Origin of the sequence: Streptomyces sp. NPDC051822 (genome assembly GCF_044452745.1) — a bacterium.
GTDB lineage: Bacteria > Actinomycetota > Actinomycetes > Streptomycetales > Streptomycetaceae > Streptomyces.
Genome location: NZ_JBITBZ010000003.1, coordinates 144,136 through 162,548, shown reverse-complemented (window position 1 = coordinate 162,548; position 18,413 = coordinate 144,136). Strand labels below are relative to the sequence as shown.

Sequence of the window (18,413 nt, the reverse complement as noted above, 5' to 3'; positions counted from 1 at the left end):
GACCATAGATGACTGAGCGCCAGAAGGACCGGCCGTGGCTCATGCGGACGTACGCCGGTCACTCGACCGCCGAGGCGTCCAACGAGCTGTACCGGCGCAACCTCGCCAAGGGTCAGACCGGCCTCTCGGTCGCGTTCGACCTGCCGACGCAGACCGGGTACGACCCCGACCACATCCTCGCCCGCGGCGAGGTCGGCCGGGTCGGCGTCCCCGTCTCGCACCTCGGTGACATGCGCCGGCTGTTCCAGGACATCCCCCTGGAGCAGATGAACACCTCGATGACCATCAACGCCACCGCCATGTGGCTGCTGGCGCTCTACCAGGTGACCGCCGAGGAGCAGGGTGCGGACGTCACCCGGCTCCAGGGCACCACCCAGAACGACATCGTGAAGGAGTACCTGTCGCGCGGGACGCACGTCTTCCCGCCCGGCCCGTCGCTCCGCCTCACGACGGACATGATCACCTACACGGTGAACAACATCCCGAAGTGGAACCCGATCAACATCTGCAGCTACCACCTGCAGGAGGCGGGGGCCACTCCGGTCCAGGAGATCTCGTACGCGATGTCCACCGCCATCGCGGTGCTCGACGCGGTACGGGACTCCGGGCAGGTCCCGGCGGACCGTTTCGGCGAGGTCGTGGCCCGCATCTCCTTCTTCGTGAACGCGGGCGTCCGCTTCATCGAGGAGATGTGCAAGATGCGCGCCTTCGGCCGCATCTGGGACAAGATCACGCGTGAGCGGTACGGCATCGAGAACGAGAAGCAGCGCCGGTTCCGCTACGGCGTACAGGTCAACTCGCTCGGTCTGACCGAGGCCCAGCCGGAGAACAACGTCCAGCGGATCGTCCTGGAGATGCTGGCCGTCACCCTCTCCAAGGACGCCCGCGCCCGCGCCGTGCAGCTGCCCGCGTGGAACGAGGCGCTGGGCCTGCCCCGGCCCTGGGACCAGCAGTGGTCGCTCCGCATCCAGCAGGTCCTGGCCCACGAGTCGGACCTCCTGGAGTACGAGGACATCTTCGAGGGCTCGCACGTCATCGAGGCCAAGGTCGGCTCGCTCGTCGAGGAGTGCCTGGCCGAGATCGGGCGCATCCAGGAGATGGGCGGCGCGATGGCCGCCGTCGAGTCCGGCTACCTCAAGTCGCAGCTCGTCTCCTCGCACGCCGAGCGGCGCGCCCGGATCGAGGCCGGCGACGAGAAGATCATCGGCGTCAACATCTTCCAGGCGACCGAGGAGAACCCCCTCACCGCCGACCTCGACACCGCGATCATGACGGTGGACCCGGCGAACGAGGCGCGGGTGGTCGCGGCCCTCCACGAGTGGCGCGACAACCGCGACGAGACCCGCGCCCAGGAATCCCTGGCGAAGCTGAAGGCGACGGCTGCCGGCGACGGCAACCTCTTCGCCGCCACCCTGGAGTGCGCGCGTGCGGGCGTCACGACCGGGGAGTGGTCCTGGGCGCTGCGGGACGTCTTCGGCGAGTTCCGCGCCCCCACGGGCGTGTCCTCCGCCCCGGTCGCCGTGACGGCCGAGGCGGGCACCCCGCTGGCTCTCGTGCGGGAGAAGGTGGCGCGGACCGCCGAGGAGCTCGGCTGCGGGCGGCTGCGGCTGCTCGTCGGCAAGCCGGGCCTGGACGGGCACTCCAACGGGGCCGAGCAGATCGCCGTACGCGCGCGTGACGCCGGTTTCGAGGTGGTCTACCAGGGCATCCGGCTGACCCCCGAGCAGATCGTGAACGCGGCCCTCGCCGAGGACGTGCACTGCGTCGGTCTCTCGATCCTCTCCGGCTCGCACGCCGAGCTGGTACCGGACGTCCTGGAGCGCCTCCGCGAGGCGGGCGCCACCGACGTTCCCGTCATCGTCGGCGGGATCATCCCGAACGCCGACGCCGCAGAACTGAAGCGGGCGGGTGTCGCCGCCGTCTTCACACCGAAGGACTTCGGTATCACGGAGATCATCGGCCGTATCGTCGACGAGATCCGGACAGCGAACAAGCTCGACCCCCTGGAGGTCCCCGCATGACCAGCCCCGCGTCCCCCGTGAACCGGCTGCGCCCCCGCCGCTCCTGCCTGGCGGTCCCCGGCTCCAACCCGCGCTTCCTGGAGAAGGCCCAGGGCCTCGCCGCCGACCAGGTCTTCCTGGACCTGGAGGACGCGTGCGCCCCGCTGGCCAAGCCCGAGGCCCGCCACACCATCGTCAAGTTCCTCAACGAGGGCGACTGGACCGGCAAGACCCGTGTGGTCCGCGTCAACGACTGGACGACCCACTGGACCTACCGTGACGTCGTCACGGTCGTCGAGGGCGCCGGCCAGAACCTCGACTGCATCATGCTGCCGAAGGTCCAGGACGCCCAGCAGATCGTCGCGCTCGACCTGCTGCTCACGCAGATCGAGAAGACGATGGGCTTCGAGGTCGGCAAGATCGGCATCGAGGCGCAGATCGAGAACGCCCAGGGCCTGAACAACGTCAACGCGATCGCGCAGGCCTCCCCGCGCGTCGAGACGATCATCTTCGGCCCGGCCGACTTCATGGCCTCCATCAACATGAAGTCCCTGGTCGTCGGCGAGCAGCCGCCCGGCTACGGCGCCGACGCCTACCACTACATCCTGATGGCGATCCTGATGGCCGCCCGCGCCAACAACCTCCAGGCGATCGACGGCCCGTACCTGCAGATCCGCAACCCCGAGGGCTACAAGGCGGTCGCCCAGCGCGCCGCGGCCCTGGGCTTCGACGGCAAGTGGGTGCTGCACCCGGACCAGGTCGCCGCCGCGAACGAGATCTTCTCGCCCTCGCAGGAGGACTTCGACCACGCCGAGCTGATCCTCGACGCGTACGACTACTACACGTCCGAGGCCGGCGGCAAGAAGGGCTCCGCGATGCTCGGCGACGAGATGATCGACGAGGCCTCCCGCAAGATGGCCCTGGTCATCTCCGGCAAGGGCCGCGCCGCCGGCATGCAGCGCACCAGCAAGTTCGAGATCCCGGAGGCGTAGGACCATGCAGTTCGGCCGTACCTACGAAGAGTTCGAGATCGGTGCCGTCTACAAGCACTGGCCCGGGAAGACGGTCACCGAGTACGACGACCACCTCTTCTGTCTGCTGACGATGAACCACCATCCGCTGCACATGGATGTGAACTACGCCGAGAACACGACGGATTTCGGCAAGAACGTCGTCGTCGGCAACTACATCTACTCGCTGCTGCTCGGCATGTCCGTGCCGGACGTCTCCGGCAAGGCCATCGCCAACCTGGAGATCGAGTCGCTGCGGCACGTGGCGCCGACCTTCCACGGCGACACGATCTACGGCGAGACCACGGTCCTCGACAAGACCCCGTCGAAGTCGAAGAACGACCGCGGCATCGTCTACGTCGAGACCAAGGGCTACAAGCAGGACGGCACCCTGGTGTGCGTCTTCCGCCGCAAGGTGATGGTCCCCACCGAGACGTACATCAAGGAGCGCGGCGGCGAGCAGCCGGGCCGCCCCACGCTGATCGAGCCCGCCAAGAAGACGGAGAAGTAGCCATGGCCCGACTCGCCCAGACCGCCGGGCTCACGGACGTCCAGCAGGAGATCCTCAAGACCGTCCGGGAGTTCGTCGACAAGGAGATCATCCCGGTCGCGACCGAGCTGGAGCACCGTGACGAGTACCCCCAGCAGATCGTCGACGGGCTGAAGGAACTCGGTCTCTTCGGTCTGATGATCCCCGAGGAGTACGGCGGCCTGGGTGAGTCGCTGCTCACCTACGCGCTGTGCGTGGAGGAGATCGCCCGTGGCTGGATGTCGGTCTCCGGCATCATCAACACCCACTTCATCGTGGCGTACATGCTGAAGCAGCACGGCACCCAGGAGCAGAAGGACTACTTCCTTCCGCGGATGGCGGCCGGCGAGACGCGTGGCGCGTTCTCGATGTCGGAGCCGGGTCTCGGCTCGGACGTGTCGGCCATCACCTCGAAGGCGGTGAAGGACGGCGAGGAGTACGTCCTCAACGGCCAGAAGATGTGGCTGACGAACGGCGGAACGTCGTCGCTGGTCGCCGTTCTCGTCCGGAGTGACGAAGGACACCCGGAGGGCACCGCCCCCCACAAGTCGATGACGACCTTCCTCGTCGAGAAGGAGCCCGGCTTCGGAGAGGTCCGCCCCGGCCTCACCATCCCCGGGAAGATCGACAAGATGGGCTACAAGGGCGTCGACACCACCGAACTCATCATGGACGGACTGCGCATTCCGGCCAATCGGGTACTCGGCGGCACCACCGGCCGAGGGTTTTACCAAATGATGGACGGCGTGGAGGTCGGCCGCGTCAACGTGGCGGCGCGTGGCTGCGGCGTCGCTCAGCGTGCCTTCGAACTGGGTGTCTCGTATGCCCAGCAGCGTCACACTTTCGGCAAGGCGATCGCCGAGCACCAGGCGATTCAGTTCAAGCTCGCCGAGATGGCTACCAAGGTCGAGGCCGCTCATGCCATGATGGTGAACGCAGCACGCAAAAAGGACTCCGGGGAACGAAACGACCTCGAAGCAGGGATGGCGAAGTACCTCGCCTCCGAATACTGCAAGGAGGTCGTCGAGGACGCGTTCCGCATTCACGGCGGCTACGGGTTCTCGAAGGAGTACGAGATCGAGCGTCTCTACCGCGAGGCGCCGATGCTGCTCATCGGTGAAGGTACCGCCGAGATCCAGAAAATGATCATTGGTCGTCGGCTGCTCGAGGAGTACCGATTCCAGGGTTGATTGTCGGATTTGGGTCGATACGGCCGCGAAGAAGATCACACCCTGTGTTCGTCTTCCGGCCGTCGACTCGGTTCCTGGCTTACCCAGTTGCGCCCCGCAACCGATAGCATCGCGGGAAAGCCGCCGTCCCCGTTGCCAGTGCGGCATCATCCGCTACGAAGGTCATCCATGCCCCACAGCCAAACCTCTGCACACCGCGACAGCCTCTCCGGCGTACGCCTCGCGCGCGGAGCATCGCCGTGGCTTCTGCCGACCGTCGCCACCGCGGCGCTCTCCCTCGTGCGCGCGCGCAAGTCGAGGCGGGCCGCGGCCATCGCCGTGCCGACCACCGCTCTCGCGGCCGGCATGCTGTGGTTCTTCCGCGACCCCGAGCGTGAGATCGCTCAGGGCCGGGTCATCTCCCCCGCCGACGGTGTGGTGCAGAGCATCATGCCGTGGAAGGACGGACGCACCCGGGTCGCCATCTTCATGAGCCCGCTGAACGTCCACGTCAACCGCGCGCCGCTGGCCGGCACGGTGACGTCCGTGGAGCACATCCCCGGCGGGTTCGTCCCGGCGTTCAACAAGGAGAGCGAGAACAACGAGCGCGTTGTCTGGCACTTCGACACCGAGCTCGGCGACATCGAGATGATCCAGATCGCGGGCGCCGTCGCCCGGCGCATCGTGCCGTACATCCCGCAGGGGACGAAGGTCGAGCAGGGTGACCGGATCGGTCTCATCCGCTTCGGTTCGCGCGTCGACATCTACCTCCCCGAGGGTGTCGACGTCGACGTCGAGGTCGGCCAGGTCACCACAGCGGGGGTGACTCGCATTGACCGTGATTGATCCCGACACACGAGCCGCCGACTGGGTCGCCGGCACGGATCCGGAGGCGGCCGACGAGGCCGAGGAGATGCCGTTGTCGCTGAGGCTGTCCATAGCGGACGCCCTCACGCTCGGTAACGCCACGTGTGGATTCATGGCGGTGTACTTCACCACCACCGGCATCCTCATCCCGCACCTCACGGGCAGCACCGAGACCGGCATGGCGCGCAACAGCGCCGCCACCGCCGTGATCCTCATGCTGGCCGCGGCGATCTTCGACCTCTTCGACGGCATCGTGGCGCGCAAGCTGCGTTCGTCGCCGATGGGCGCCGAGCTCGACAACCTCTCGGACCTGATCAGCTTCGGTCTGGCCCCGGCCTACTTCGTACTCGTGTACGGGATGGTCACGCCCGGCGCGCAGCAGAAGGTCTCGGCGGTGGCCGCGATCGTGGTGCTGCTCGCGGTGGTGCTGAGGCTGGCGAGATTCTCGTGCGTGACCATGAAGGACGGTATGTTCCAGGGCATGCCGAGCCCCTTCGGCGCGCTGACGGTCGTCTCGATCGTGCTTCTCGAGCTGCCGTTCATCCCGACGCTGCTCGCGATCATCGGGGTGGCCTGGCTGATGGTGAGCCGGGTCGAGTACCCCAAGCCGCGGGGCATCCTCGCGGTGGCGATGCTCAGCTGGATCGTCGGTGCGATGGGCATGCTGGCGGCCTGGGCGTTCGACGCCCCGGGCGGCGCGTTCCTGCTCCAGGCCGGCTGCGCGCTGCAGGTGGTGATGGGCGCCGTGATCCCCCTCTTCGCGACGGCCCGCCGGGTGAACACCTTCCGCGGCAACCGGCGTGAGAGCCGGGAGGCGCGGGCGGCACAGCTGCCGTAGCGGATTCATGTGTACGAGAGGGCCCGGGAGGCGATATCGCCTCCCGGGCCCTCTCGCGTGCGCGAGGGGGCCTACCCGAGGCGCTTGTAGTACAGCGTGGTGGGGCGCAGGGTGCCGGCCGGGTCGGCGGCGAAGTCCGGGATCGTGCCGGCGGCCGTCCAGCCCGCCGCCCGGTAGAGGCGCTCGGCGGGACTGTCGGTCCGGGTGTCCAGGACGAGCAGGGTGAGACCGGTGGCGGCGGCGTGGGCCTCGGCCGTGGCGAGCAGCCGGCGGCCGAGGCCCCGGCCGCGGGCCGAGCGGTGCACGAGGAGCCGGGCGATCTCCCCGCGGTGGCGGCCGTTGGCGGTGCCGGTACGGGTGAGGGTGACGACGCCGGCCAGGCCGCCGTCCGGGCCGTGGGCCGCCCAGACGTCCCGTACGCCCGCCGCGGCCTCCTCGGCGACGCCCGACCACCAGGCGGCCCCCTCGGCGGCCTCCAGGGGCGCCAGGAAGCCCACGGAGGCGCCGCTGTCCACGGCGTCCACGAGGAGCGCGGCGAGACCGGCCCCGGCGTGGGCCCGTACGGCGTCGGGGGTGAGGCGCTCGATCACGTCGAGCGGCTTCTCCAGGCAGACGAGGTCCGGCCGCTCGTCCCACGAGTCGACGGCCTCGAAGCCGAGAGCGCGGTAGAGGGCGAGCGGCTCCGCCCGCCAGGACCAGACGGTGAGGCGTACGGCGGACGCGCCCGAGGTGGCGGCCCGCCGCAGGGCCTCGGCCATGAGGGCCGTGGCGAGACCCTTGCGGCGGGCGTGGGGCTCGACCCAGAGCCGCTTGATCTCGGGCGCCCCGCCCTCGTACGGCGTCTTGAGGACGACGCAGCCGGCCGGGAGGTCCTCACCGGACGGGGTGGCGAGCAGGACCGTGTCGGCGCTGAAGGCGGCGGCCGGGTCCTCGGCCTCCGCACGGTATACGGCCGGGAGCTCGGCGACCGACGCCGCGGGCGTCCCCTTCTCGGCCTCGTTGAGCAGGTGGTACGCGGCCAGCAGTTCAGGGAGTCGCGGGTGGGAGCGGTTCTCCTCGATCATCACGTTCATGGGCCGAGCTTCACACCGCGTTGTTTCACGCGTGTGAAGCCCGGCCCGGGGGGCGACCGTGGTCGGTCAGGGGGTGTAGGACTTCGCGGCGTCCGCGACGAAGGGCCGGCGGACCGTGCGCATGCCGCCGGGGACGGACTTGTCCGGCTGGATGATGACCGACTCGCGGGACGAGGGGGCCTTGGGGTCGCCGAGGTTGTGGCTCATGCCGAAGCCGGCGTCGTGGGCCGTCATGGTGAGGAGCGCCTTGCCGACGCCCTCGCGGGTGAGGTTCTTCTCCGCGCAGGCCTTCTTCAGGGCCTCGCCGAAGACGCTCGCCGCGGTCCAGCCGGCGACGATGCCGTTGTCGAGGGTGTCGCTCGGGTAGGCGGCCTTGTAGTCGGCGACCAGCTTCTTCGCGGTCGGGGTGTCCGCGCCGATGGGGAGGCTCGGGGAGGCGAACCAGTACATCTTCTCCAGGGCGGGACCGGCCTGGGTGCCGAGGAGCTGCGGGGCGAAGGCCGAGTTGTTGCCCACCACCGGCACCTTGAGGCCGGTGGCGGCGGCGACCCCGACGAGGGAGGCGGCCTGGCGCGGGCCCGCGCTGATGACGATGGCCTTGACCCCGGCCTGCTTGAGGGCCGCGACCTGCGCCGACATGTCGTTGTCGGTGGGCTTGATCTTCTGTTCGACGACGGTCAGACCGGCCGCCTCCGCCGCGTGCTTGGAGCCCTTGAGCGCGTTCTCGCCGTAGTCGCCCTCGAAGTAGACGTGGCCGAGCTTGTCGCCCGACTTCAGGCCCTTCTCCTTCACCAGGAAGTCGACGGCGTTGATCGTCTCGACGTCGTACGTGGCACCCAGGACGCGGATGTACGGGGAGCCGAGCAGCGAGGCCGACCAGGCCTGCGGGAGGACGAGTCCCTTGTCCTTGCCGTCGACCAGGGGCTTGACGGCGGCGACGAACGGGGAGCCGATGAACTGGGCGTAGCCGACGACCTTCGGCTCCAGTTCGGTGTAGGCGGCGAGCGCCTTCTGCGGGTCGTAGCCGTGGTCGCGGACCGTGAGCTCCAGCTGTCGGCCGCAGATGCCGCCGGCGGCGTTGACCTGCTTGACGTACAGCTGCTGGGCCTGGGTGACGCTCTTGCCGAGGGTCGCGTACACGCCGGTCATGTCGGTGAGCGCGCCGAGCGAGATCGCCTTGTCGGTGACGCCCTCGCCGGTCTTCACCCCGCCCGCGTCGGTCTGCTTGCCGTCACCGGTCTTGGCCTTGGAGCTGCATCCGGCGGCGGTGAGGGCGACCAGTGCGGCGAGCGCTGCGGCCAGGCCCCGCGCGGCCTGTCGTCTGTGGGTCATCGTGGCTCCCCTGAGGGTTCGGTGGAAGAGGTGTCGGGCGGAGTGGGGGTGGTGGATGCGGGCGTGTCGGGTGTGGGGTTCTTGGGTCTGCCGGGTCTCCGGGCCGCGAGCCGGGCCAGGCCTCCGGGCAGGAACAGCACCACCGCGACGACGGCGGCGCCGTACAGGTAACGGGAGGCCTCGCCCGGTGCGATGCCGCCCGTTCCCGGGGCGGAGACCAGCGGGAGCGCCTCGCTGTACCGGTTGAGGAACTGCGGCAGGAGGGAGACGAAGACGCCTCCGGCCACGGCTCCGGCGACCGAGCCGAGACCGCCGATGACGATCATGGCCAGGTATTCGAGGGAGAGCGCCATGCCGAAGTACTCGGGCACCGTGCGCTGGAAGACCAGGGCGAGCAGGACGCCCGCGAGGCCGGCGTACATGGAGGACAGGACGAAGACGGCGGCGCGGTAGCGGGCCACCGGGATGCCCATCACTCCCGCGGCGATCCGGTGGTCGCGGATGGCGTTCATCGCGCGCCCGGGGCGGCCCCTGAGCACTCCTCGGGCGAAGACGACCCCGGCGAGGAGCAGCGCGAGTCCGAGGTACCAGAGCTTCTCGACCGCGCCGAACGGCACCTGGGCGATCAGGAGTTCGGTGTCGTCGAAGGTGAGGCCGAAGAGGCTGAGCGGCGGGACGGCGCGGCCGTTGTAGCCGCCGGTGAGGTCGTGGGCGTTGAAGAGGACGTGCTGTCCGATGAAGATCAGCGCGAGGGTGGCGATGCCGAGGTACGCGCCGCGCAGCCGGCCCGCGATGGGGCTGAACACCCCGCCGGCCAGGCCCGAGAGGGCGACCGCGAGGACGGCGGCGAGCCAGCCGGGCAGGCCGAGTCCGGCGAGCCCGTCGGCGCCGTCGCCGGCGAAGAGGCAGTAGCCGTAGGCGCCGACGGCGAGGAAGAAGGCGTGTCCCATGGAGAGCTGGCCGGTGGCGCCGGTCAGCAGGTTGATGCCGATGGCGCCGATGGCGGCGGCCATCGCGAACAGGCCCGCCTGGAGCCAGAAGCGGTCCAGGTAGAACGGCAGGACGACGAGGACGAGGGCGGCGGCGGCCCACCCGTACACCGCGGGGGTGCGGACCCGCAGGCCGCTCCGGGCGAGGGTCTCAGACACGGGCCAGCTCCTTCGTGCCGAAGAGTCCGGCCGGGCGGATCAGGAGCACCGCGACCATGACGAGATAGGGGGCCAGGTCGCCGATGCCCCGGCCGAGGAACGCCAGGTCGCTCTGGTAGCCGGTGGCGAGGGACTCGGTGACGCCGACGAGGAGGCCGCCGACGAGGGCGCCGGTGGTGGAGTCGAGGCCGCCGAGGATGGCGGCGGGGAACGCCTTGAGGGCGGCGAGCGAGGTGGCCCGTTCGAGTCCCGGCGTCGGGAAGACGGTGAGGAAGAGCGCGGCGACGGCGGCGAGACCGCCGGCGACCGCCCAGGCGCCGAGCGAGACCCGGCCGAGCCGGATGCCCATGAGGGCGGCGGTCTCCTGGTTCTCGGCGGCGGCCCGCATGGCGACGCCCCAGGAGGTGTACCGGAAGGCGACCAGGAACGCGGTGATGAGGAGGGCCGCGGCGAGCAGTGCGGCGATCCGGGTCTCCGCGATGGTCACGGGGCCCACGGTGACGACGGCGTCGCCCCAGGGGTCGCCGAGGGCGAGGATGTCGGTGCCGATCCGGCGGGTCAGCTCGGTGGCGAGCAGGATGTCGACGCCGATGGTGACGATGGCGAGGACGCTGTGGTCGCCGCCCCGGTGGCGGCGCATGACGAAGAACTCGACGGCCGCGCCGACCACCGCGGCGCCCGCGATGCCGGCGAGCAGGGCGGGCCAGAAGCCGATGTCGTCATGGAGCACGGCGGTGACGTAGCCGCCCGCCAGGAGGAGGGAGGCGTGGGCGAAGTTGACGACCTCGGTGGCGCGGAAGATGACCACGAAGCCGAGGGCGATGAGGGCGTAGATCGAGCCCAGTGAGATGCCGTTGATCAGGAACTCGGCGAACGTGCTCACGCGGCGGACTCCTCTCCGAGGTAGGCGCGGACGACCGCCGGGTCGTTCTGGACGTCGGCGGGGACCCCGTCGGCGATCCGGCGGCCGAAGTCGAGGACGGTGACGGAGTCGGCGAGCCGCATCACCAGGCCCATGTCGTGCTCGACGAGCAGGACCGAGATGCCGAGGCTGTCGCGGACGCCGGCGATGACGGCGGCGGTACGGACCCGCTCGTCGGCGGTCATGCCGGCGACGGGCTCGTCGAGCAGCAGCAGTTTCGGCTCCATGCAGAGGGCTCGGGCGAGTTCGGCGAGCTTCTGCTGTCCGTACGGGAGGGAGCCCGCGGGCTGCGCGAGCTGCTTCTCCAGGCCGACGAAGGCGGCGATCTCCCGGACCCTGGCGCGGTGACGCGCCTCCTCGCGGGCGGCGGACGGGAGCCTGAGCCCCGCGGCGACGAAGCCGGTACGGGTCAGCCGGTGGCGGCCGAGCATCAGGCTGTCCTCGACGCTGGCGCGGGGCGGCAGGGCCAGGTTCTGGAAGATCCGGCCGACGCCGAGGTCCGCGATCCGGTGCGGGGACAGCGCCGTCAGCTCGTGCGGGCCGAACCGGACGGAGCCCTCGGTGGCCCGGTAGACACCCGAGAGCACGTTGAAGCAGGTGGACTTGCCGGCGCCGTTGGGCCCGATGAGGGCGTGCACGGTGCCCGGCCGGACGGTGAACCCGACGCCGTCGAGGGCGGTGAGTCCCGCGAAGCGGACGGTCAGGCCCTCGACGACGAGGGCGGGGACGCCGGGGGCGGCCGCGGTGGTGGCCGGTGCGTCGGTCATCGGGTCTCCTCCCAGCGGGACAGGACCGGGTGCGTGGCGTCGGCGCGGGCCGCGTCGGCGGCGGCGTCCTCGTCGACCACGCCCAGATAGCGGCGGCGGACCTCGTCGGAGGCGGCGAGTTCGTCGGCGGGACCGGACAGGGTGACCTCGCCGACCTCCAGGACGTACGCCCGGGAGGCGAGCCGCAGCGCGAGCGCGGCGTTCTGCTCGACGAGGAGCACCGCCGTGCCCTGGGCGTTGATCTCCCGGATCGCGTCCGCGATCCTGGCCGCCATCAGCGGGGCCAGGCCGAGGGACGGCTCGTCCAGGAGCAGCAGGCCCGGCGCGGCCATCAGCGCCCGGCCGACGGCCAGCATCTGCTGCTCACCGCCCGAGAGCAGCCCGGCCTGCTGGCGTGCGCGGTCCGCGAGGACCGGGAACAGCTCGTGGACCCGGTGGAGTGCGGCGGCCTTCGACGCCCGGCTGCCGCGCCTGCCGAGCGCGCCGGCGCGCAGGTTGTCCTCGACCGTCATCCGGGCGAAGACCTGGCGGCCCTCGGGCACCTGGGAGACGCCGGCCGCGACGACCCGGTCCGGCGGCAGTCCGTCGAGCGGCCGGCCGTCGCGGCTCACCGTGCCGGACACCACGGCGCCGCCGTGGAACCGCAGGGTGCGCGAGACCGCCCTCAGCAGCGTCGATTTACCGGCCCCGTTGCCGCCCAGGACGGTGACGACGGCGCCCGCCGGTACGGTCAGCGACACCTTCCGCAGTGCGCGTACCGGTCCGTATCCCGCCGTCAGGTCCGTCACCTGGAGTGCGGGTGCGGTACCTCCCATGGTTCCCCTTTCCCCGGCCGTACTTGTTACTCGGCCGTTCAGTGGCGCTCACCCCAACACCGCTGCGGACCGCGCGTCCACGTCCCGCGGCCGAATCGCTGCCGGTGACCAGCGGGCGCGGCGGCGGGCTGTGCATGCGCACAACAGTGCGCGTCAGGGCTGTGCGGGGAGGGCCGGGGCGGTGGATCCTCCCGGCATGGGACGGCGCAGACGGCGAACCGATGACGACTGGAAGGTGCTCGCTCAGGCGTGCACGGCTCTCCTGGAGCGGGTGCCGGAGCTGGTGGACGAGCACCTGAGGGAACTTCACGCGTACGAGCCCGCGTACGCGCGGATCCTCCCGTACGACCAGCACTGGCAGGAGGCCCAGGAGGCGATGCGGATCGGGATCGAGATGATCTCGGCGCCCCGGAACTCGCCCCGCAGGGACCTGGAGAACGCGGAGGAGGTGGGCCGTCGGCGGGCCGCGCAGGGCATGCCGCTCGAACTGGTCGTGCACGCGTACCGGCACGCCGGGCATCTGGTGTGGGACGCGCTGATCGAGGGCGCGGGGTCGGACACGGCGCAGCTCGCGGCGCTGATGCAGTCGGCGACGACCGTGTGGTCGGCGGTGGACGCGCAGGCGGACACGGCGTCGGAGGCGTACCGGTCGGCGGAGCTGGAGCTGAGCCGCCGGACGGACGAGCAGCTCCAGGCGCTCCTGGACGCGCTGCTCCAGGGCCAGCGGTCGCCCGAGCTGGTGTCGCGGGCGGCGGCGGGCCTGGACCTGCCGGAGCAGGGCCGGTACGCGGTGGTGGTGCTGCGCTACGACCGGCGGGAGGAGCGGGAGCCGTTCCACCGGCAGGTGCAGGGCGAGGGCGTGCGGTTCCTGTGGCGGATGGGCGCGGACTGCGAGCTGGGGGTCGTGGCGCTGGCCCACGACACCGGTCTCGACGCGCTGTCCGAGCTGCTCGACGGGCGGTGCCCGGGGCCCGGCGGGATCAGTCCCGTGGTGGTGGGCCTGACCGAGCTGGGCCGGGCGCGGCGCCTCGCGGAGCTGGCGCTGCGGACCTGTCCGCCGGGCAGCCGCCAGATCGTGCGGCTCGACCGCCGGATGGCGGGTGCGCTGGTGGTGAGCCAGCCGGAGATGGCGAGCCTGCTGGTCTCCGACGTCCTGGGAGGTCTGCTCGAACTGGACCCGGCGGACCGGGCGGTGCTCCTGGAGACGCTGGACGCGTGGCTGGAGTGCGAGGGGTCGGCGGGCCGGGCGGCGGGACGCCTCTACTGCCACCGGAACACGGTCTTCAACCGGCTGCGGCGGCTCGAACAGCTGACGTCGCGGTCGCTGTCGAGGCCGCGGGACCTGACGGAGATGACGCTGGCCCTGGACGCGTTCCGCCTGACGGCGCCGGGGGGTTGAGTACACCGGGCGGCCGCCCCCGGCTTCGGGGGCGGCGGGCCGGGGTTACGACAGGAAGTCCCGCGCGATGTCCGCGGCCACGTCCTCCAGGAGCGGGCCCGCGTTCGCCATGGACTTGGCCGGGTCGGGTTCCAGGGCCGTGAGGGGGTAGGCGCGGCGGATGCCCGCCTTGCCGAGGGCCTCCGGCGGGAGGGCCAGGCGGCCGCAGACGGCGACGACCTCCTTGCCGGCGGCGCGGGCCGCCGCGGCGACGCCCGCCGGGGCCTTGCCGTGGAGGGTCTGCTCGTCGAGGGAGCCCTCGCCGGTGATGACCAGGGTGGCGCGCTCCAGGGCGGGGGCGAAGCCGAGGACGTCCAGCATGAGCTCGATGCCGGGACGGAAGCTCGCGCCCAGGATGAGCGCGCCGTAGCCGATGCCGCCCGCGCCGCCCGCGCCGGGGGCGACGGCGGCTTCGGCGGCCCTGGGGCCGACGGCCTTCTCGAGGACGGTGGCGAAGTGGGCGAGGGCCGCGTCCAGGGTGCGGACGTCGTCCGGGGTGGCGCCCTTCTGCGGGCCGTAGACGGCGGGGGCGCCCTTGGGGCCGGTGAGCGGGTTGTCGACGTCGCTCGCGAGGATCAGGTCGACCGAGGCGAAGCGGGGGTCGAGGCCGCCGAGGTCGGCGGTGGCCAGGTCGGCGAGGGGTGCGCCGCCGGGGCCCACGGGGTCGCCGGACGCGTCGAGGAACCGGGCGCCGAGCGCGGCGAGCATGCCGGCGCCGCCGTCGGTGGTGGCGCTGCCGCCGACGCCGAAGACGACGGTGGTCGCACCGGCGTCCAGGGCGGCGCGGAGCAGCTCGCCGGAGCCGTACGTGGTCGCGGTCAGCGGGGCGAACACGCCGCGCGGGAGGAGCTGGAGGCCGGAGGCCTCCGCCATCTCGACGACGGCGGTGGTGCCGCGCAGCGCGAAGGCGGCGGTGACCTGCTCACCGAGCGGTCCCGTCACCTGGACCTCGCGGCGCTCGAATCCGGCCGCGACGGCTGCCGCGACGGTGCCGTCGCCGCCGTCGGCGACGGGGAGCGTCTCCACGGTGAGGCCGGGGACGACCCGTCGCAGTCCTGCTGTGACCCGCTCCGCGACCTGTACGGCCGTGAGCGAGCCCTTGAACTTGTCGGCCGCCACGAGAACGTGTGCGACCTGAGTTGCTGCCCCGTCCGTCACCTTGCATCCCTTGCTTTCGAACGTGCAGTCGCGCCGTGGCCGACCCTATCCGTACCCCTGGACGGCGTGCCACCCCCTGATAAGGCGATATTCCGCACCATAGTGGGGTCACATGAGTACGGAAAAGATCGTTTCCGACGCCGGGCCGGACGGCAAGGTCATCGGGATCGGGGTGGCGGCCGTCGTCGCGGTCGTCGGGTGGGCGGCTCTGGGCGAGGACTCCTTCGACAGCGCCTCGGACACGGCCCTCCAGTGGGTGCTGTCCAACTTCGCCTGGCTCTTCGTCGTCGCGGCGGACACCTTCCTCGTCCTGTGCGTGGTGATCGCCCTGAGCCGTTTCGGCCGGATCAGGCTGGGCGCGGACGACTCGGAGCCGGAGTTCGGCAACCTGGCGTGGATCGCGATGATGTTCAGCGCCGGCATGGGCATCGGCCTGATGTTCTACGGGGTCGGGGAGCCGCTCCAGCACTTCCTGAGCCCTCCCCCGGCGAGCGGCGTTCCGGCGGGGACGGGCGGCGCGGCCCGTACCGCGATGGAGTACTCGTTCTTCCACTGGACGCTGACCCCGTGGGCGATCTACGGCATCGCGGGTCTGGCCCTGGCGTACGCGGGATTCCGCAAGGGGCGGGGGAACCGGCTGAGTTCCGCGTTCGTACCGCTTCTCGGGGCGCGGCGGGCGGCCTCCTGGCCGGGCAGGGCGATCGATCTGCTCGCGGTGTTCGCGACCGTGTTCGGCACGGCGACGAGCCTCGGGCTCGGTGCGCTGCAGGTCGCCGAGGGGCTGAACCTGACGATGGGCGTGGATAACTCGACGTCCACCCAGCTGATCATCATCGTGTCCCTGTCCGCGGCCTTCGTCCTGTCGGCCTTCTCGGGGCTGCACAAGGGCGTGAAGTGGCTGTCGACCCTGAACATCGTCCTCGCGGGCTGTCTGATGCTGTTCGTGTTCCTGCTCGGCCCGACGGTGTACATCCTGGACACCATTCCGGCCTCCGTGGGCGGCTATCTGCACCAGCTGCTGCCGATGGCGAGCCGGACGGGCGCGTTCACCGATCCCGACTGGCTGGGGACGTGGACGATCTTCTACTGGGCGTGGTGGCTGTCCTGGGCGCCGTTCGTCGGCACCTTCATCGCCCGGATCTCGCGCGGCAGGACGATCAGGGAGTTCCTGGTCGGGGTACTGCTCGTGCCGTCGGGGGCCACGGTGGTGTGGTTCTGCGTGATGGGCGGTACGGCGATCCGGCTGGAGTCCACGGGCGCGGCGGACCTGGCGACGGCGGTGGAGGACGGGGCGGAGGCCTCGCTGTTCGCGATGCTGGAGGCGCTGCCGATCGGCACGGTCACCTCGGTGCTCGCGATGATCCTGGTGATGACGTACTTCGTCACGAGCGCGGACTCCGCCTCGCTCGTCATGGGGTCCCTGACCAGCGGCGGCTCGCTCCACCCACCGACCTGGCTGGTGGTCATCTGGGGCGTCCTGATGGCCGCCGTGGCGGCGGTCCTGCTTGTGGTGGGCGGTCTGAACTCGCTCCAGACGGCGACGATCCTGGTCGCGCTGCCGTTCGTGGTGGTGATGCTGGCGCTGTGCTGGGCGCTGCTCAAGGAGCTGCGGGAGGACCCGGGGGCCGGCCCGGTCCGGCACCACGCGATGCACGGGCTCGGTGACGCGGTCAAGGCCCTGGTAGGGGAGGCGACCACGGAGCAGGGCGGGTCGCGCCACCACCGGCTGCGCCGGGCGGCGAAGGCACGCACCGACGTGGAGCCTCCCGAGGGCGAGGGCTGACGTGGACCGTACGGACGGAGGGCTCGCGGACCGGATCCTGGGCGGCTGGACGGGCCGGATCGCCGGGAACATGCTCGGCAAGCCCGTGGAGCAGGGCGACCACTGGACCCGGGAGCACATCGACGCCTACCTGCGGCTGACGGGCGCGCTGCCCCTGACGGACTACCTGCCGCCCCCGCCGCCCGGGGCGACCGGTTTCGAGCTGCGCCCGGAGTGGGAGAGGTGCGTGCGCGGCGGGATCGACGGCAGCTGCCGGGACGACGACGTCGACTGGTCGGTCCTCGGGCTGCACCTCCTGGAGACGTACGGCTCCGCCTTCACGACCGAGCAGGTGGGGCGGGAGTGGCTGCTGCGGCTGCCGTACCTACGGACGTTCACGGCCGAGCGGGCCGCCTACCGGAACCTCGCGAACGGCCTGCGGCCGCCGCTCACGGCCACGTACGACAATCCGTACCAGGAGTGGATCGGCGCGCTGATCAGGGCCGACGTCCACGGCTGGACCAGTCCAGGCGACCCGCGCCGGGCCGCCTCGCAGGCCCGCAGGGACGCGGTCCTCTCGCACAGCGGGAACGGGGTGTACGGGGCGATGTGGGCGGCGGCCGTGATCGCGGCGGCGTTCACCGCGCCGGACGTCACGACCGCCCTGGAAGCGGGCCTGGCGCAGGTTCCGCCGAGCAGCCGGCTCGCCCGTACGGTGCGCGGGACGATCGCCCTGCACGCGTCCGGGCTCGGCTGGTCCGCCGCGCTCGACGAGCTCACGGAGCGCACGGCGGGCCTCGGCTGGATCCACACCGTCCCCAACGCGGCCGTACTGACCGCCGGACTCCTTTACGGCGAGGGGGACTTCACCCGCACGATCGCGCTGGCCGTGCGCGGCGGCCTGGACACGGACTCCAACGGGGCGACGGCGGGTTCGGTGGCGGGCGTCATGTGCGGGGCGGCGGCGATCCCGCCCCAGTGGTCGGAGCCGCTGCGGGACCGGGTGAGCAGCGCGGTGTTCGGCTTCGACGGCGTCGGGATCGGTGAACTGGCCGAGCGGACCCTGCGGCTGGCTACGCTGACGCCATGACCACGACCGAATACGCCACGTACATCGCCGGTCTCCCCCGCGTCCTGGCCGCCGCCGCCGCACTCTTCCGGGACGCCGCGGGGCGCGTCCTGGTGGTGGAGCCCAACTACCGCGAGAGCTGGACGCTGCCCGGCGGCACGATCGAGTCCGACACCGGCGAGACGCCCCGGCAGGCGGCCCGCCGGGAGACGGCCGAGGAGATCGGCCTCGACGTGGCCCTCGGCCCGCTGCTCTCCGTCGACTGGTCGCACGGCTCGGGCCGGCCGCCGATCGTGGCGTACGTGTTCGACGGCGGGGTGCTGGCCGAGGAACGGTTCGCGGAGATCCGGCTCCAGGAGGAGGAGCTGCTCTCCTGGAAGCTGATCGACCGCGAGGAGGTCACCGCCCACCTCCGGGGCAGCCTGGGCGTGCGGGTCCTCGCCTCGCTGGACGTCCTGGCGGCGGGCACGGGGCCGGTGGAGCTGGAGAACGGTCGCCCGGCCGGGGGATGACACG

17 protein-coding genes are annotated in these 18,413 nt (G+C 71.4%); 10 read left to right on the top strand and 7 right to left on the bottom strand.

What is annotated here, in order from left to right:
* The first annotated feature begins 8 nt into the window (after positions 1 to 8).
* The 6 genes from ACIA8N_RS11225 (at position 9) to pssA (ending at position 6,413) form a co-directional block, all read left to right on the top strand.
* Complete coding sequence (locus tag ACIA8N_RS11225) at positions 9 to 2,021, top strand: protein meaA (RefSeq protein WP_359205015.1); 2,013 nt, start codon at positions 9 to 11, stop codon at positions 2,019 to 2,021.
* On the top strand, positions 2,018 to 2,992 hold the full coding sequence (locus ACIA8N_RS11220) for a CoA ester lyase (RefSeq protein ID WP_359205018.1): 975 nt from the start codon (positions 2,018 to 2,020) through the stop codon (positions 2,990 to 2,992). The genes ACIA8N_RS11225 and ACIA8N_RS11220 overlap by 4 nt, the downstream gene beginning before the upstream one ends.
* Before the next feature lie 4 nt (positions 2,993 to 2,996).
* Positions 2,997 to 3,521 (top strand): MaoC family dehydratase, encoded by a 525-nt coding sequence (locus tag ACIA8N_RS11215; protein ID WP_315894343.1) that lies wholly within the window; start codon positions 2,997 to 2,999, stop codon positions 3,519 to 3,521.
* 2 nt (positions 3,522 to 3,523) lie between these two features.
* A complete protein-coding gene (locus ACIA8N_RS11210; protein ID WP_030211147.1) occupies positions 3,524 to 4,729 on the top strand; it encodes an acyl-CoA dehydrogenase family protein in 1,206 nt (401 codons plus the stop codon).
* 168 nt (positions 4,730 to 4,897) lie between these two features.
* Entirely contained in the window at positions 4,898 to 5,554 is a 657-nt protein-coding gene (locus ACIA8N_RS11205; protein WP_030211151.1) for a phosphatidylserine decarboxylase, read from the top strand.
* Positions 5,547 to 6,413, top strand: coding sequence for a CDP-diacylglycerol--serine O-phosphatidyltransferase (gene pssA, locus ACIA8N_RS11200; protein ID WP_030211152.1), 867 nt, complete (start codon positions 5,547 to 5,549; stop codon positions 6,411 to 6,413). Before ACIA8N_RS11205 ends, pssA begins: the two co-directional genes overlap by 8 nt.
* 71 nt (positions 6,414 to 6,484) lie before the next feature.
* Here pssA and ACIA8N_RS11195 read toward each other — a convergent pair whose 3' ends face one another.
* From ACIA8N_RS11195 to ACIA8N_RS11170, 6 genes are all read right to left on the bottom strand, one after another.
* Complete coding sequence (locus tag ACIA8N_RS11195) at positions 6,485 to 7,486, bottom strand: GNAT family N-acetyltransferase (RefSeq protein WP_365780056.1); 1,002 nt, start codon at positions 7,484 to 7,486, stop codon at positions 6,485 to 6,487.
* Positions 7,487 to 7,552: 66 nt separating this feature from the next.
* Positions 7,553 to 8,818 carry an ABC transporter substrate-binding protein gene (locus ACIA8N_RS11190; protein ID WP_365780055.1) on the bottom strand — a complete coding sequence of 422 codons (1,266 nt, stop codon included), beginning with the start codon at positions 8,816 to 8,818 and terminating at the stop codon, positions 7,553 to 7,555.
* Positions 8,815 to 9,966 carry a branched-chain amino acid ABC transporter permease gene (locus ACIA8N_RS11185; RefSeq protein ID WP_399416143.1) on the bottom strand — a complete coding sequence of 384 codons (1,152 nt, stop codon included), beginning with the start codon at positions 9,964 to 9,966 and terminating at the stop codon, positions 8,815 to 8,817. Before ACIA8N_RS11185 ends, ACIA8N_RS11190 begins: the two co-directional genes overlap by 4 nt.
* Positions 9,959 to 10,849, bottom strand: a complete 891-nt coding sequence (locus ACIA8N_RS11180; RefSeq protein WP_365780054.1) for a branched-chain amino acid ABC transporter permease — start codon at positions 10,847 to 10,849, stop codon at positions 9,959 to 9,961. Before ACIA8N_RS11180 ends, ACIA8N_RS11185 begins: the two co-directional genes overlap by 8 nt.
* The gene (locus tag ACIA8N_RS11175; RefSeq protein ID WP_365780053.1) at positions 10,846 to 11,655 is read right to left on the bottom strand and encodes an ABC transporter ATP-binding protein; all 810 of its coding nucleotides are present in this window, start codon (positions 11,653 to 11,655) and stop codon (positions 10,846 to 10,848) included. The genes ACIA8N_RS11180 and ACIA8N_RS11175 overlap by 4 nt, the downstream gene beginning before the upstream one ends.
* Entirely contained in the window at positions 11,652 to 12,470 is an 819-nt protein-coding gene (locus tag ACIA8N_RS11170) for an ABC transporter ATP-binding protein (RefSeq protein ID WP_365780051.1), read from the bottom strand. The genes ACIA8N_RS11175 and ACIA8N_RS11170 overlap by 4 nt, the downstream gene beginning before the upstream one ends.
* A gap of 196 nt (positions 12,471 to 12,666) precedes the next feature.
* Here ACIA8N_RS11170 and ACIA8N_RS11165 point away from each other — a divergent pair, with 196 nt between their 5' ends.
* Positions 12,667 to 13,869 carry a helix-turn-helix domain-containing protein gene (locus ACIA8N_RS11165; protein ID WP_365780049.1) on the top strand — a complete coding sequence of 401 codons (1,203 nt, stop codon included), beginning with the start codon at positions 12,667 to 12,669 and terminating at the stop codon, positions 13,867 to 13,869.
* A 45-nt stretch (positions 13,870 to 13,914) separates the two neighbouring features.
* On the opposite strand, the gene ACIA8N_RS11160 is transcribed toward ACIA8N_RS11165, so the two are convergent.
* Positions 13,915 to 15,066 (bottom strand): glycerate kinase, encoded by a 1,152-nt coding sequence (locus ACIA8N_RS11160; RefSeq protein WP_365780047.1) that lies wholly within the window; start codon positions 15,064 to 15,066, stop codon positions 13,915 to 13,917.
* A 112-nt stretch (positions 15,067 to 15,178) separates the two neighbouring features.
* Between ACIA8N_RS11160 and ACIA8N_RS11155 the strand changes: the two genes are divergently transcribed.
* From ACIA8N_RS11155 to ACIA8N_RS11145, 3 genes are read left to right on the top strand one after another with little or no spacing between them, the layout of a single operon-like run.
* The gene (locus ACIA8N_RS11155; protein WP_365780045.1) at positions 15,179 to 16,849 is read left to right on the top strand and encodes a BCCT family transporter; all 1,671 of its coding nucleotides are present in this window, start codon (positions 15,179 to 15,181) and stop codon (positions 16,847 to 16,849) included.
* A gap of 1 nt (position 16,850) precedes the next feature.
* Positions 16,851 to 17,918, top strand: a complete 1,068-nt coding sequence (locus tag ACIA8N_RS11150) for an ADP-ribosylglycohydrolase family protein (protein ID WP_365780043.1) — start codon at positions 16,851 to 16,853, stop codon at positions 17,916 to 17,918.
* Positions 17,915 to 18,409: an NUDIX hydrolase gene (locus ACIA8N_RS11145; RefSeq protein WP_365780041.1), complete on the top strand. Its 495-nt coding sequence runs from the start codon at positions 17,915 to 17,917 to the stop codon at positions 18,407 to 18,409. Before ACIA8N_RS11150 ends, ACIA8N_RS11145 begins: the two co-directional genes overlap by 4 nt.
* The last annotated feature ends 4 nt before the right edge of the window (positions 18,410 to 18,413 follow it).